Here is a 14,213-nt window from a genome sequence, read left to right as displayed (position 1 = left end):
CGAACCGGACCTCCGCCCTGACAGCGCTCAACTGCATACCCACAACAAATTCATTCATCAATAAACGGCAACTGCAAATTCAAGGAGTCAGAAAAATGGCTATCGAAATGATCGAGATCGAAGAGTTCAACCAGGGCACCCAGATCAAGGTGATCGGCGTCGGCGGCGGCGGCGGCAACGCGGTCGCCCACATGATGGAGCGCGGCGTGCAAGGGGTGCAGTTCGTCTGCGCCAACACCGATGCCCAGGCGCTGTCGCGCAGCAACGCCCACAAGACGATCCAGCTCGGTACCAATGGCCTGGGCGCCGGCAGCAAGCCCGAGAAGGGCCGCGACGCCGCCGAGGCCGCGATCGACGACATCCGCGAATCGATCGCCGGCGCGCACATGCTGTTCATCACGGCCGGCATGGGCGGCGGCACGGGCACCGGCGCGGCGCCCGTGATCGCGCGCATCGCCAAGGAGATGGGCATCCTCACGGTGGGCGTGGTGACCAAGCCCTTCGACTGGGAAGGCGGCCGCCGGATGACCAATGCCGACCAGGGCCTGGCCGAGCTCGAGGCCAACGTCGACTCGCTGATCGTGGTGCTCAACGAGAAGCTGCTCGACGTGCTCGGCGAGGACGTGACGCAGGACGAGGCCTTCGCGCATGCCAACGACGTGCTGAAGAACGCGGTCGGCGGCATCTCGGAGATCATCAACGAATACGGCGGCGTCAACGTCGACTTCGAAGACGTCCGCACCGTGATGGGCGAACCCGGCAAGGCGATGATGGGCACGGCTGCGGCCAGCGGCCCGGACCGCGCCCGCATCGCCGCCGAGCAGGCCGTGGCCTGCCCGCTGCTCGAAGGCATCGACCTGTCGGGCGCCAAGGGCGTGCTGGTGCTGGTGACGGCCTCGAAGTCTTCGCTCAAGCTGAGCGAATCGAAGCTCGCGATGAACACCATCCGCGCCTACGCATCGCCGGACGCGCACGTGATCTACGGCGCCGCCTACGACGACGCCCTCGGCGACGAGATGCGCGTCACCGTGGTGGCCACCGGCCTGTCGCGCCAGGATGCACGCCGCCAGGCACCGACGCTCGAAGTGATCCGCACCGGCACCGACAACATCGCGTTCACCGTGCCGACCCTCGGCACCGGCACCGGCCACGCTGCCAGCCAGCCGAACTACGACGGCATGGCGGTGCCCAGCGTGTGGCGCACCAACCGCACCATGGCCGCGGCCAAGGTCGATGCGCTGTCGTCGGGCGGCATGGACGACTTCGAGATCCCGGCGTTCCTGCGCCGCCAGGCCGACTGAGGCGTGCCGGGGTGACGGCTATCGGGGACATAGCGAGGCGTGCGGCGCTGCGGACGGCACGCGCCTCTAAAATGCCCTCCGTGCTGTCCCAACGAACCCTCAAGTCGATCACCCGCGCCGTTGGCGTGGGGCTGCACAGCGGCCAGCGGGTCGAGCTCACCTTGCGGCCCGCACCGGTCGACCACGGCATCGTCTTCCGCCGGGTCGACCTGCCGGAGCCGGTCGAGATCGCGATGACGGCCGAATCGGTGACCGACACCCGGCTGGCGTCGACCGTCTCGGCGGGCGGCGCCAAGGTCCAGACCGTCGAGCACCTGATGTCGGCCTGCGCCGGCCTCGGCATCGACAACCTGCTGATCGACATCACGGCCGACGAGGTGCCGATCCTCGACGGTTCGGCATCGTCCTTCGTCTTCCTGCTGCAGAGCGCGGGCATCCAGCCGCAGGCGGCGCCGCGGCGCTTCATCCGGGTGAACAAGCCGGTCGAGGTGCGCGAAGGCGAGGGCGCGGATGCCAAGTGGGCGCGGCTCGAGCCCTACCACGGCTACAAGCTCAGTTTCGAGATCGACTTCGACCACCGGGTGGTCAACTCGACCGGCCAGCGGGTCGAGTTCGACCTCGGCAGCGGCTCCTACAGCCGCGACATCGCACGCGCGCGCACCTTCGGTTTCACCAAGGAAGTCGAGTACATGCGCTCCAAGGGCCTGGCGCTCGGCGGCGGGCTCGACAACGCGATCGTGATGGACGACACCAAGGTGCTCAATGCCGGCGGGTTGCGCTACGACGACGAATTCGTCAAGCACAAGATCCTCGACGCGATGGGTGACCTGTATGTCATCGGGCGGCCCCTGCTGGCCGCCTACAGCGCCTTTCGCTCCGGCCATGCGCTCAACAACAAGCTGCTGCGCGAGTTGCTCGCCCATCCGGAGGCCTACGAGGTCGTGACCTTCGACGACGAGAAGCGGGCCCCGGCCGGCTTCGCCGAAGTCGCGCGCGCCTGGTAGCGCAGCGCCGCCGATGCTGCTGTTCCGCTGGGCCATCCTGCTGCTGCTGCTGGCGGCCGGCGTCTCGTTCGCGTTCTACGCCGGCACCGGGCAGCTCAAGTACCGGCGCTTCGGCTGGATAGTGCTCAAGTGGACGCTGCTGGCGGCCTTCGGCTTCTTTGCGGTGCTGATCGCCGAGCGGGCCTTCTGAGACCTTGCGGGACTTCCTGAGACCTTGCGGGACAGACCAAGAAACTGCGCAGCAGTTTTTGCTCTGTCCTCAACTGATTAGATCTCAGCGCGTCCGGCCGTCCCGATAACGCCCGCTGGTGCTGCGCCCCAGGACGGTTGCCTGCCCGAGCCGCGCCAGCGACGCGCCCACGTGGGCATGCGTGATCGCGATGCCGAGCGCGTCGGCCGCATCGCTGCCTGGCAGCCCCGGCAGATGAAGCAGCCGCTTGACCATCTCCTGGACCTGCGCCTTGGCGGCCCGCCCGTGGCCCGCCACGGCCTGCTTCATCTGCAGTGCCGTGTATTCCGACACCGCGAGATCGCGCGTCACCAGGGCCGTGAGGCAGGCGCCGCGGGCCTGGCCGAGCAGCAGCGTGGACTGCGGATTGACGTTGACGAAGATGATCTCGACCGCGGCCGCGTCGGGCTGGTAGCGCGCCGCCAGTTCGCCGATGCCGTCGAACAGCACCTTCAGCCGCGCCGGCAGCTCGCCGGTGCCGAGGTGGCGGGTGCTGATGGTGCCGCTGGCGACGTAGCGCAGCGCGTGGCCGTCGACGTCGACCACGCCGAAGCCGGTGGTCTGCAGTCCGGGGTCGATGCCGAGGATGCGCATGGGCTTCAGACCTGGAAGTACCAGCGCACGGCGTGGAAGAAAACGGGCGCCGCGAAGCACAGCGCATCGACCCGGTCGAGCAGGCCGTTGGCGCCGGTCACGCCGACGCCGCGCCGGCCCCAGTTCGGAATGCCGCGATCGCGCTTGAGCGCCTTCATCACGAGATGGCCCATCGAGCCGGCCACGCAGGCGATCAGCGACATCGCGAAGGCCTGGCCGAACTTGAACGGCGTGATGAAGGAGAACAGGCCGCCGACCACGCCCGCGATCGCCATGCCGAGCGCCCAGCTGGTCCAGTTGAAGCTGCGGCTGACGTTCGGGGCGAAGGGCGGCTGCATGAACAGCCGATGCCGGATCGCGCCCAGCAGGCCAGGCAGGCGCTCGGGTGCCGGCGCGCCCTCGTCCGGCATCGCCTTGCGCCGCGACACCAGGTGCTGCACCAGCATGCAGCTCTGGACCACGATCACCAGGAAGAAGACCAGGAAGGCGCTCTTGCCCTCGTAGCCCGGAAAGGACAGCAGCAGCAGGGCCGGCACGTGGCTCATGCCGTAGACGCAGACCATGATGCCCCATTGCAGCTTGGCGTTGCGCTCGAGGAAGTGGCTCGGGTCGTCGGCCAGCGCGCTCACGACCGGGATGGCAAGGAACACGTAGACCGGGATGAACACCGTGAAGAGGTCGAAGTGGGCGGTCGCCACCAGCCAGAACTGGATCGGCAGCACCACGAAGAAGGCCAGGATCAGGCTGCGATGGTCGCCGCGCCGGGTCGGCGAGAGCGTGATGAACTCGCGCAGCGCCAGGAAGGCGATCAGTGCGAACAGCAGGGTCGCCACCCGTTCGCCCAGGGCCCAGCCGACCCAGAACACCACCACCATGAACCAGGTGGTGCTCAGCAGCGCGCGGAAATGCCGCAGCTCGCGCTGCCAGATCTCGTCGTGGACCGGGTTGCGGCGCTCCCTGAAGCTCAGCAGGAAGGCGACGGTACTGACGATGAACAGCAGCCCGAAGACAATGACGAACAGGGCCGCGACCTGGTGCGTCGGGGAAAGGCTGCGCAGGTAGTTGTTCATCTAGACGTTCCGCAGCGCCACCACGGCCTCGCGCGCCCGGTCGAGAAAGGGCCGGCGTTCCTCGGCCACCTCGAGCTTGATCGGCGCGCCGAAGGTGACCGAACACAGGATCGGCACCGGCACCACCTCGCCCTTGGGCATCACGCGCTGCACGTTGTCGATCCAGGCCGGCACCAGCACGACCTCGGGGAACATCTGGGCCAGCGTGAACAGCCCCGACTTGAATTTCTGCGGCTCACCCGTGTGGCCGCGCGTGCCCTCGGGAAAGATGATGATCGAGTAGCCGCCCTGCAGCGCTTCGATCAGCGGCTGCAGCGGCGCCAGTGCTTCGGCGCTGCCCGGCGGCGCGAGCGGCGAAGGCTCCGGTTCGGGCGCCGGCTGCGACAGCGGAATCTCGAACTGCGCGCCGGCGGGCTCGGCCGCGGCGAATGCGGCGGGCGCCTCGTCGAGCGAAGGTTCGATACGGACCGCGGGCGGTGGCTCGGGCGGTGCCGGCGGCACCACCGGCGCGCCGCCGCCGCGCTCGACATAGATCGCGTGGAACACCTCGGTCGTGATCCAGCGCTTGAAGGGCGTGTTGGCCCAATAGTCGCGCGCCGCGATCGGCCGCGTGATGCCGCGCAGTTCCTCGGGCAGGGCAGCCCAGATCATCACGAGGTCGAGATGGCTCTGGTGGTTGGCGAAGTAGATGCGCTGCTCGGCCTTGGGCGGGCAGCCCCACCAGCGCGCCTGGGCGCCGGTGAGCAGCCGGATCAGGCCCAGCAATCCCCACCCCGTGAACTTTGCAAGCAACATGGGTCCCGATGATACGGGGCAGCTCTCAGGGCAATTCGGCCGCCGGCATGCGCGCAGCGATCGTCGCCGTGCGGCTCGCGAGATAGCCCGATCCCTGCCGGCGCTCGAAGAACTTCGGGCTCGGCAGCATCACGGCCAGCCGGGCCGCCTCGTTGACGCCGAGGCGTGCCGCGGGCTTCTTGAAGTAGTGCTGCGCCGCCGCCTCGGCACCGAAGATGCCTTCGCCCCATTCGACGTTGTTGAGGTAGATCTCGAGGATCCGCTCCTTGCTCAGAAAGGTCTCGAGCGCGGTGGCCAGCACCAGTTCCTGCCCTTTGCGCAGCATCGTGCGCTCGCTCGACAGCAGCAGGTTCTTGGCCAGCTGCTGCGTGATGGTCGAGCCGCCGCGCAATGGCGCCGGGCGCGGTTCCTTGCCGCGCGCCCGCATCTGGGCGGCGCGCCTGGCGGCGATCTCCTCGGCCTTGGCATTGCGTTGCCGGGCCCGCTCGATGGCTTCCCACTCCACGCCCTGGTGGTAGATGAACTCGCTGTCCTCGCTGGCGATCACGGCGCGCTTGAGGCTGTCCGAGATGCGGCTGTAGGGCATCCACTGCTGGCGCCAGTCGCGTTCGCCGTTGCTGCGCCCCTGGGTGGCGAGTTGCCAGGCCTCGGAGCGCTGGAAAGTCGTCGACTGCGGATCGATGGCCGCCATCGCGGCGATCCGGAGGATGAAGAAGAGCTGCAGCGCGAAGGCCGCGATCAGCACGCAGCCGAGCCAGCGCAGGGCGGCGATCACTTGGCCTCGACGAGGGCGCGCAGCTCGGCCAGCACCGGGGCGGTCGGCGGCCGCACGCCGCGCCAGATCTCGAAGGCCTCGGCGGCCTGCTCCACCAGCATGCCGAGGCCGTCGCGCGGCACCGCGCCGTGGGCGCGGGCCCAGTCCATGAAGCCCGCCGCGGCCGCGCCGTACATCATGTCGACCGCCAGCGCTCCGGGCTTCAGCACGCTGGCCGGCACCGGCACCTGGCCGCCGGAGAGGCTCGAAGCGGTCGCGTTCACCAGCACGTCGAAGCGGCCCGGCACGCTGTCGAGCGCCTGCGCCTCGAGCGCGACCCCATGCTGCAAGGCCAGCGCCGCATGCCGCTGCACCAGGGCGATCGCCTTGGACAGGGTGCGGTTCGCCACCACGACCCGGCGGGGTCCGGCTTCGAGCAGCGGCCCCAGCACGCCCGCGCTGCCGCCGCCTGCGCCCAGCAGCAGCAGCTCGCTGTCCGCCAGCGCGACGCCCGCGTGGACCCGGATGTCATTGACCAGCCCGATGCCGTCGCTGTTGTCGCCGTGCACGCCGTCGTCGCGGAAGCTCAGCACGTTGACCGCCTGGGCCAGTGCCGCGCGCGGCGTCAGGTGCTGCGACAGCGCCGCGGCCTCGAACTTGAACGGCACCGTCACGTTGCAGCCGCGCGCCGTGCCCGTGGTCTGGGCGCGGAACGCCGCCACCGCGCCGGCGAAGTCGTCCAGCGGCGCGAGGCGGCGGCCGTACTCCAGCTGCTGTCCGGTCAGCTCGGCGAAGCGGGCATGGATCCAGGGCGAGCGGCTGTGTTCGACCGGGTGGCCCATCACGCAATACAGGTCGGTCATCGTGGCTCGCTCATTGTCTGGACGAGAGCTGGGTCTCCAGCGTCTCGTCGCGGGTGAACTTGAAGCGCGACGGCAGCACGATCTGGTCGGTCTGGCGCCGCATCGCATCGGTGAACTTGCCGAAGCTGCCGATGCTGCGAACGATCGCCTGGGCGCGGCGGTCGAGGGTGCGGTCGCCCGAGCCCTCGACGATGTCGGTCGCGAGGATCGAACCGTCGTGGTTGACGGTCACCATCATCGTCAGCTCGCCGTAGAGCTTCTTGCCCCCCGATTCGGGGAAGTTCTCGGTGCCGCGCACCTCGATCTTGCGGCGCAGCGCGTCGACATAGGCCGCGTAGGCCGCCTCGCGCGTGGCCGGGCTGATGTAGCGCTTCTTGGGCCGCGCGTTCTCTTCGTTGACGCGGCGCTCGATCTCGGCCAGCAGCTCGACCAGCTGGCGACGTTTTTCTTCGCGTGCCGCGCTCTCGCTCGGGTTGCCCTTGGCGCGCGGATCGGGCAACGGCATGCTGGCCAGCTGCTGCTTGATCTGGGCCAGCAGCAGCATCTGCTGCTGCTGCATGGCCTCGACCTGGCGCTGGGCGTCTTCCATCGAATCGCCGATGGCGGTGAAGGTGGAGGGCGGCAGCGGGCTGGTGGCACGACCGCGGTCGAGGTCGCCGCCGCCGGCCAGCGAGGCCTGGGCGATCGCGCGGGCCTTGTCGGGCCGCTCGTTGGTCCGGGCGTTGACCAGGATCACCTCGAGCGGCGTTTCCTGGAAGACCCGGTTGAAGGACTCCGGGTCGACGAAGCGGACCGCCAGCAAGGCGGCATGCGCGGCGACCGACAGGCCGAGCGCGATCTGCAGCGTGCTGAGGTCGCGCAGGTTCATGCCGGTGCGTTCTCCGGAGCGGCCTCGCTGTCGGCGAGGTCGACCGCGATGGCGATCGGCCCGGCGACTTCTTCCTCGTCCTCGCCGCTGTCGTCCGCGGCCGCATCGGCCGGCGCGGCATCGAGCCGTTCGATGACCGTGCCGTGGACGTCGAGCGCGATCTCGTCGATCTCGCCGAGCCGAACGCGCACCCGCGCGCCGCGCTGCAGGCCTTGCGTGCCGGTCACCTCGAACACCAGCGGCAGCTGGTCGGCCCGGGCCAGGGCGCCGTTCGGCAGTTCCTTGATGAGGGTGGCCTCGAGCTCGGTGATGCCTTCCTGCTTCAGGTACTTGAGGGTCCAGAAGCGTTCCATGCCGCCCTGGTGGCCGTTGTAGGTGCTGTAGGCGGCATCGAAGCCCGAGAGGATCGAGAACAGGTCGGCGTCCTTGGGCTTGAACGGCGCCGCCAGCGCGGCGGTCTTGCCGTGGCGCGCCGCCGCGATGATCTGCCACTGGTTCACGAGGTCGGTGTAGCGGCGCAGCGGCGAGGTGCTCCAGGCGTAGCTCTTCACGCCGAGACCCGCGTGCGGCAGGGCCCGCGTGCCCATGCGCACCTTGATGCCGGGCGCCAGGCTGGCCTGGCTGCGGTAGAGGCCGGGCACGCCGAGCTCGCCGAGCCATCCGCCCCAGCTGCTGTTGGCCAGGATCATCGCCTCGGACACGATCAGGTCGAGCGGCGCGCCGCGCTGGCGGGTGCCGATCCGCACCTGCTCGTCGCCGGTCGGCTCGCCCTCGTTGCCGAGCAGGCGGAAGGTGTAGTCGGGCCGGCTGAAGTTCTCGGGCTTGCCGCGCACCACCTCGCGCTGTGCCTTCAGCTGCTTCGCCAGGCGGAACAGGAAGGACAGCGGCGCGCGCAGCGGCGCCAACGTCGCCGGCGTCTCTGCCGCGCCGACGGAAGCGTCTTCCAGCCATTCTTGGTTGATCACCGTGTCGAGCTGGTCGTGGCGCAGGTTGGCGACGATCGGCACCCGCTCGAGCCGGGTCTCGGTGCCCTGCAGCGCCAGCGTCGCCTCGTCGAAGGTCGCGTAGAGCGAGACGGCCGGGCAGTCGCGCCCTTCCTGCAGCGTGTAGGCCTCGACCACGTGGTCGGGCAGCATCGTGATCTTGTGGCCCGGCATGTAGACCGTCGACATGCGCGCGCGCGCCACCTGGTCGATGGCGCTGCCCGGCACCAGGGCCAGCCCGGGCGCCGCGATGTGGATGCCGACCACCACGGTGCCGCTGCCGAGCCCCTGGACCGACAGGGCGTCGTCGATCTCGGTGGTCTGCGAATCGTCGATCGAGAAGGCCTGCACCGCGGCCAGCGGCAGCGCGTCGGCGATCGCCGGCGCCTGCAGCGCCGGGAAGCCCGTGCCTTTCGGGAAGTTCTCGAACAGGAAGCGGCGCCAGTGGAACTGGTAGGCGGAGGCGATCGCGCCGGCCTGCTTCAGCAGTTCGAGCGGCGGGCGCTGGGTGGCGCGGGCGGCGTCGACGACCGCCTTGTATTCGGGCGCGTTCTTGTCCGGCTTGAACAGGATCTTGAACAGCTGCTCGCGCACCGGCGCCGGGCAGACGCCCGCGGCCAGCTGATCGGCCCATTCGGCGATCTGGGCCTGCACCAGCTTCTTCTTCTCGATCGCGGCCAGCGCCTGCTGGATGATCTCGGCCGGCGCCTTCTTGAAGCGGCCCTTGCCGGCACGGCGGAAGTAGTGCGGGGCGTCGAACAGCGCCAGCAGCGCCGCGGCCTGCTGGACCAGCGTCGGACGGGCCTGGAAATACTCGGTGGCCAGCTCGTCGAAGCCGAATTCGCCCTCGGGCGCGAATTCCCAGGCGAGGTCGAGGTCGACCGTGGCGGCGAGCGCGCGGCCCTCGGCGATCAGCTCGGCCGGCGCCGGTTTCTCGAAGCGCAGCACGATATTGGCGCTCTTGACCTTGACCCGCTTGCCGGTCTCGAGCTCGACCTGGGCCGAGGCTTCGGCCTCCGACAGGACGCGGCCGCCCAGGTATTTGCCGGCTTCTTCGAACAATACAAACATGGCGCGGATTCTCCCATGCGCAGCGGCGCAGGCCGCTCAGACAGGGTCGATGAAGGCCAGAACCTCGTCCAGGTGCTGGGCCTCGAAGTCCGACAGCGCGTGGTCGCCGCTTTCGAGGAGCTTGATCCGGCTGCCCGGGTAGCGGTCCGACATGTCGCGCCAGTCGAGCACTTCGTCGCCCTTGGCGATGACCGCGAAGACCTGCTCCGGCCGGTCCAGCGGCCCGACCTGGAGCGCGCGCAGCTCGGCAATGTATTCGGGGCGGAAATGAAAATGCTCGGACGGGTCGTGCCAGAGCGTCTGGTCGCCGATGTGACGCACCAGGTCGCGCGCCGGGTCGACCGCCGGATTGAGCAGCACCGCCCGGCAATAGGTGGTGGCTGTTACATATGTGGCGTAGAAACCGCCGAGCGACGAGCCCACCACCGCCATCGAACTGCGCGGCCAGCCGGCGATGCCCTGCATCACGAGCGCGACCGCCTCGCGCGGCGAGGGCGGCAGCTGGGGGCACCACCAGTGCAGGTTCGGGTGCAGTTTGGCCACGCGCTGCGCCATCTGGCTGGCCTTGGTCGACCGGGGCGAGGAGCGGAAGCCGTGGAGATAGAGCAGGTGGGTGGTGGGCGGCATGCCGCGATTATCCGGAACCGGGGCCGGAAATGGCCCTGGGGCCCATCCGAGGGGCTTCGGGCGGCGATAATCCCGACCCCATGTCGGCCGTCTTCAACCAACCTTCGCTCGCGCGGCGCCTGTTGCCCGTGTTCCAGGGCTTCGACGGCTTCCTCGCCTTTGCCGTGCTGCTGCTGGGCTGTGCCGGCATGCTGACCATGTATTCGTCCGGCTACGACCATGGCACCCGCTTCGTCGACCATGGCCGCAACATGCTGCTGGCCGCCTTCATCATGTTCGTGGTGGCCCAGGTGCCGCCGCAGCGGCTCATGGTCGCCGCCGTTCCGATCTACACCCTCGGCGTGGCGCTGCTGGTGGCGGTGGCGCTGTTCGGCATCACCAAGAAGGGCGCCCAGCGCTGGATCAATGTCGGCGTCGTGATCCAGCCCAGCGAGATCCTCAAGATCGCGATGCCGCTGATGCTGTCCTGGTGGTTCCAGCGCCGCGAGGGGCAGCTGCGGCCGCTCGACTTCATCGTCGCCACGCTGCTGCTGGCGGTGCCGGTCGGCCTGATCATGAAGCAGCCCGACCTCGGCACCGCGCTGCTGGTGCTGGCCACGGGGCTGTCCGTGATCTTCTTCGCCGGCCTGTCCTGGAAGCTGATCTTGCCGCCGGTGGTGATCGGCCTGGTCGTGGTGGCGCTGATCGTCGGCTTCGAGTCCCAGCTGTGCGCCAACGGTTTCGACTGGAAGATCCTGCACGACTACCAGAAGCAGCGCGTCTGCACGCTGCTCGACCCGACCAAGGACCCGCTCGGCAAGGGCTTCCACATCATCCAGGGCATGATCGCCATCGGCTCCGGCGGCGTCGGCGGCAAGGGCTTCATGCAGGGCACCCAGACCCACCTCGAGTTCATCCCCGAGCGCACCACCGACTTCATCTTCGCCGCCTACTCCGAGGAATTCGGCCTGGCCGGCAACCTGGCGCTGATCGCCGCCTTCATCTTCCTGATCTTCCGCGGCCTGGCGATCGCGCTCGACGCGCCGACCCTGTTCTCCCGTCTGCTGGCCGGCGCGGTCACCATGATCTTCTTCACCTACGCCTTCGTGAACATGGGCATGGTGAGCGGCATCCTGCCGGTGGTGGGGGTGCCGCTGCCCTTCATCAGCTATGGCGGCACCGCGATGGTCACCCTGGGGCTGGGGCTGGGCATCCTGATGTCCATCTCGCGCGCCAAGCGATTGATCCAGAGCTGACGTCCTTCTGGCATTCCGCTCCTAGAATGCCTTGATGATCTCCCGCGAACCCACCATCGAGCGCCTCGCCACGGCGCAGAACCTCCTGCTCACGCCCTTCGGTCTCGACGAATCGCACCTGTCGCGTGCGCTCGCCGAAATCACCGCGCACAAGGTGGACGACGCCGATCTCTACTTCCAGTACACGCGCAGCGAAGGCTGGAGCCTCGAAGAGGGCATCGTCAAGACCGGCAGCTTCAGCATCGACCAGGGCGTCGGCGTGCGCGCGGTCAGCGGCGAAAAAACCGCCTTCGCCTATTCGGACGACATCTCCGAGGCCTCGCTGCTCGATGCCGCGCGCACCGTGCGCAGCATCTCCTCCGCCGGCAAGACCGCGCGGGTCAAGGCGCCGGCACGCAAGATCGCCGGCAGCCGCTCGCTCTACAACGGCATCGACCCGATCTCGACCCTGGACAGCACGGCCAAGGTCAAGCTGCTCGAGAAGGTCGAGCAGCTGGCGCGCTCGCGCGACCCGCGGGTGGCACAGGTCATGGCCGGCCTGGCGAGCGAATACGACGTGGTGCTGGTGGCGCGCGCCGACGGCACCCTGGCGGCCGACGTCCGGCCGCTGGTGCGGCTGTCGGTCACCGTGATCGCCGAGCAGAACGGCCGCCGGGAAGTCGGCTCGGGCGGCGGCGGCGGCCGCTTCGGCCTGGCCTACTTCGACGACGCGCACATCGCCGAATACGTCGACCAGGCCGTCAAGTCGGCGCTCACCAATCTCGATTCGCGGCCGGCGCCGGCCGGCGAGATGACCGTCGTGCTCGGCCCGGGCTGGCCCGGCATCCTGCTGCACGAGGCCATCGGCCACGGGCTCGAGGGCGACTTCAACCGCAAGGGTTCGAGCGCGTTCTCGGGCCGCATCGGCGAGCGCGTCGCGGCCAAGGGCGTGACCGTGCTCGACGACGGCACCATCGCCGACCGCCGCGGCTCGCTCAATGTCGACGACGAGGGCAACGCGACCCAGCGCAACGTGCTGATCGAGGACGGCATCCTCAAGGCCTACATCCAGGATTCGCTCAACGCCCGCCTCATGAAGGCCAAGCCCACGGGCAACGGCCGCCGCGAGAGCTACGCCCACGCGCCGATGCCGCGCATGACCAACACCTACATGCTGGGCGGCAAGCGGGTGCCGGAAGAAATCGTCGCCAGCATCAAGAAGGGCCTCTACGCCACCAATTTCGGCGGAGGCCAGGTCGACATCACGAGCGGCAAGTTCGTGTTCTCGGCCAGCGAGGCCTACTGGGTCGAGAACGGCAAGATCCAGTACCCGGTCAAGGGCGCGACCATCGTCGGCAACGGCCCTGACGCGCTGACGCGCGTGACCATGATCGGCAACGACATGGCGCTCGATTCGGGTGTCGGCACCTGCGGCAAGGAAGGCCAGAGCGTGCCGGTGGGCGTCGGCCAGCCTACCCTGCGGATCGACGGCCTCACTGTCGGTGGTACCGCCTGAGCCCGACCTGTGCTAAAGTCTTTCCCCATGTCCGCAGCTCGCGCTTATTACTTTGCCTTCTTTTGGTTCCCGGTTCCCGGCGGACGAGAGGCGCGCGCGTAAAAGCAGCAGACAGCAGAACCCTCCCAAAACCGCCGGTGCCCAAAGCCCCGGCGGTTTTTTTATTGCCTCACGAAACCTGACCCTCCAAGGAAGCACACATGAGCACGAAAGCCGCCCCGCCCAGCGACACCTGGTACGCGAACGTCGAAAAAACCAGCCGGACCGACGACGAACGCATCAAGGACATCACTGTGTTGCCTCCCCCCGAACATCTGATCCGCTTCTTCCCGATCGCCGGGACGCCGGTCGAATCGCTGATCACCCGCACCCGCCATGCGATCCACAAGATCATGGCTGGCAAGGACGACCGCCTGCTGGTGATCATGGGCCCGTGCTCGATCCACGACCCGGCCGCCGCGCTCGACTACGCGCGCCGCCTGAAGGCCGAGCGCGAGAAGTACGCCGGCACGCTGGAGATCGTGATGCGGGTCTACTTCGAGAAGCCGCGCACCACGGTCGGCTGGAAGGGGCTCATCAACGACCCCTACCTCGACGAGAGCTTCCGCATCGACGAGGGCCTTCGGATCGCGCGCCAGCTGCTGATCGACATCAACCGCCTGGGCCTGCCGGCCGGCAGCGAATTCCTGGACGTGATCTCGCCGCAATATATCGGCGACCTGATCTCCTGGGGCGCGATCGGTGCCCGCACCACCGAGAGCCAGGTGCACCGCGAACTGGCCTCGGGCCTGTCGGCGCCGATCGGCTTCAAGAACGGCACCGACGGCAACATCCGCATCGCCACCGATGCGATCCAGGCGGCGGCGCGCGGCCATCACTTCCTGTCGGTGCACAAGAACGGCCAGGTTGCGATCGTCCAGACCAACGGCAACCGCGATTGCCACGTCATCCTGCGCGGCGGCAAGGCACCCAACTACGACGCCACAAGCGTCGCGGCGGCCTGCAAGGACCTCGAGGCCGCCAAGCTGCCGCCCAAGCTGATGGTCGACTGCAGCCACGCCAACAGCAGCAAGCAGCATCAGAAGCAGATCGAGGTCGCGCGCGATATCGCGGACCAGGTCGCGGGCGGCAGCCACAGCGTGTTCGGCCTGATGGTCGAGAGCCACCTGAAGGCCGGGGCGCAGAAGTTCACGCCCGGCAAGGACCCGATCGATGCGCTCGAATACGGCCAGAGCATCACGGATGCCTGCCTGGGCTGGGACGATTCGACCCAGGTGCTGGAGATCCTCTCGCAGGCGGTCAAGAAGCGCCGGAAGTGAAGGGC

The 14,213-nt window shown here is 68.6% G+C and carries 14 protein-coding genes; 6 read left to right on the top strand and 8 right to left on the bottom strand.

Going from position 1 to position 14,213, the window contains the following annotated elements:
• Positions 1-95: 95 nt before the first annotated feature.
• The 3 genes from ftsZ to QTI68_RS20180 all read left to right on the top strand — a co-directional run bounded on the left by ftsZ (position 96) and on the right by QTI68_RS20180 (position 2,495).
• Positions 96-1,301 carry a cell division protein FtsZ gene (ftsZ, locus tag QTI68_RS20190; protein ID WP_286523849.1) on the top strand — a complete coding sequence of 402 codons (1,206 nt, stop codon included), beginning with the start codon at positions 96-98 and terminating at the stop codon, positions 1,299-1,301.
• An 80-nt stretch (positions 1,302-1,381) separates the two neighbouring features.
• Positions 1,382-2,305, top strand: coding sequence for a UDP-3-O-acyl-N-acetylglucosamine deacetylase (gene lpxC, locus QTI68_RS20185; RefSeq protein WP_286523848.1), 924 nt, complete (start codon positions 1,382-1,384; stop codon positions 2,303-2,305).
• Positions 2,306-2,318: 13 nt separating this feature from the next.
• A complete protein-coding gene (locus tag QTI68_RS20180; protein WP_286504600.1) occupies positions 2,319-2,495 on the top strand; it encodes a hypothetical protein in 177 nt (58 codons plus the stop codon).
• Between the two features lie 84 nt (positions 2,496-2,579).
• On the opposite strand, the gene ruvC is transcribed toward QTI68_RS20180, so the two are convergent.
• From ruvC to QTI68_RS20140, 8 genes are read right to left on the bottom strand one after another with little or no spacing between them, the layout of a single operon-like run.
• Entirely contained in the window at positions 2,580-3,128 is a 549-nt protein-coding gene (gene ruvC / locus QTI68_RS20175) for a crossover junction endodeoxyribonuclease RuvC (RefSeq protein ID WP_286504601.1), read from the bottom strand.
• Between the two features lie 5 nt (positions 3,129-3,133).
• Positions 3,134-4,198, bottom strand: coding sequence for a phosphatidate cytidylyltransferase (locus QTI68_RS20170; RefSeq protein ID WP_286523847.1), 1,065 nt, complete (start codon positions 4,196-4,198; stop codon positions 3,134-3,136).
• A complete protein-coding gene (locus tag QTI68_RS20165) occupies positions 4,199-4,990 on the bottom strand; it encodes a lysophospholipid acyltransferase family protein (protein ID WP_286523969.1) in 792 nt (263 codons plus the stop codon).
• Between the two features lie 28 nt (positions 4,991-5,018).
• Positions 5,019-5,768, bottom strand: coding sequence for a transglycosylase domain-containing protein (locus QTI68_RS20160; RefSeq protein ID WP_286523845.1), 750 nt, complete (start codon positions 5,766-5,768; stop codon positions 5,019-5,021).
• On the bottom strand, positions 5,765-6,610 hold the full coding sequence (gene aroE / locus QTI68_RS20155; protein WP_286523842.1) for a shikimate dehydrogenase: 846 nt from the start codon (positions 6,608-6,610) through the stop codon (positions 5,765-5,767). Before aroE ends, QTI68_RS20160 begins: the two co-directional genes overlap by 4 nt.
• Before the next feature lie 10 nt (positions 6,611-6,620).
• Positions 6,621-7,478, bottom strand: coding sequence for an energy transducer TonB (locus QTI68_RS20150; protein ID WP_286523840.1), 858 nt, complete (start codon positions 7,476-7,478; stop codon positions 6,621-6,623).
• Positions 7,475-9,532 carry a ribonuclease catalytic domain-containing protein gene (locus tag QTI68_RS20145; RefSeq protein ID WP_286523837.1) on the bottom strand — a complete coding sequence of 686 codons (2,058 nt, stop codon included), beginning with the start codon at positions 9,530-9,532 and terminating at the stop codon, positions 7,475-7,477. Before QTI68_RS20145 ends, QTI68_RS20150 begins: the two co-directional genes overlap by 4 nt.
• Positions 9,533-9,568: 36 nt before the next feature.
• Complete coding sequence (locus tag QTI68_RS20140; protein ID WP_286523835.1) at positions 9,569-10,159, bottom strand: YqiA/YcfP family alpha/beta fold hydrolase; 591 nt, start codon at positions 10,157-10,159, stop codon at positions 9,569-9,571.
• Positions 10,160-10,239: 80 nt separating this feature from the next.
• On the opposite strand from QTI68_RS20140, the gene rodA reads away from it, so the two are divergent.
• The 3 genes from rodA to QTI68_RS20125 all read left to right on the top strand — a co-directional run bounded on the left by rodA (position 10,240) and on the right by QTI68_RS20125 (position 14,208).
• On the top strand, positions 10,240-11,394 hold the full coding sequence (gene rodA / locus QTI68_RS20135; RefSeq protein ID WP_286523834.1) for a rod shape-determining protein RodA: 1,155 nt from the start codon (positions 10,240-10,242) through the stop codon (positions 11,392-11,394).
• Positions 11,395-11,428: 34 nt separating this feature from the next.
• On the top strand, positions 11,429-12,889 hold the full coding sequence (gene tldD / locus QTI68_RS20130; protein WP_286523833.1) for a metalloprotease TldD: 1,461 nt from the start codon (positions 11,429-11,431) through the stop codon (positions 12,887-12,889).
• 200 nt (positions 12,890-13,089) lie between these two features.
• Positions 13,090-14,208 (top strand): 3-deoxy-7-phosphoheptulonate synthase, encoded by a 1,119-nt coding sequence (locus tag QTI68_RS20125; RefSeq protein ID WP_286523832.1) that lies wholly within the window; start codon positions 13,090-13,092, stop codon positions 14,206-14,208.
• The last annotated feature ends 5 nt before the right edge of the window (positions 14,209-14,213 follow it).

Origin of the sequence: Variovorax sp. J31P207 (assembly GCF_030316965.1) — a bacterium.
Lineage (GTDB): Bacteria > Pseudomonadota > Gammaproteobacteria > Burkholderiales > Burkholderiaceae_C > Variovorax > Variovorax ginsengisoli_B.
This window is presented reverse-complemented; position numbering and strand designations above follow the sequence as displayed.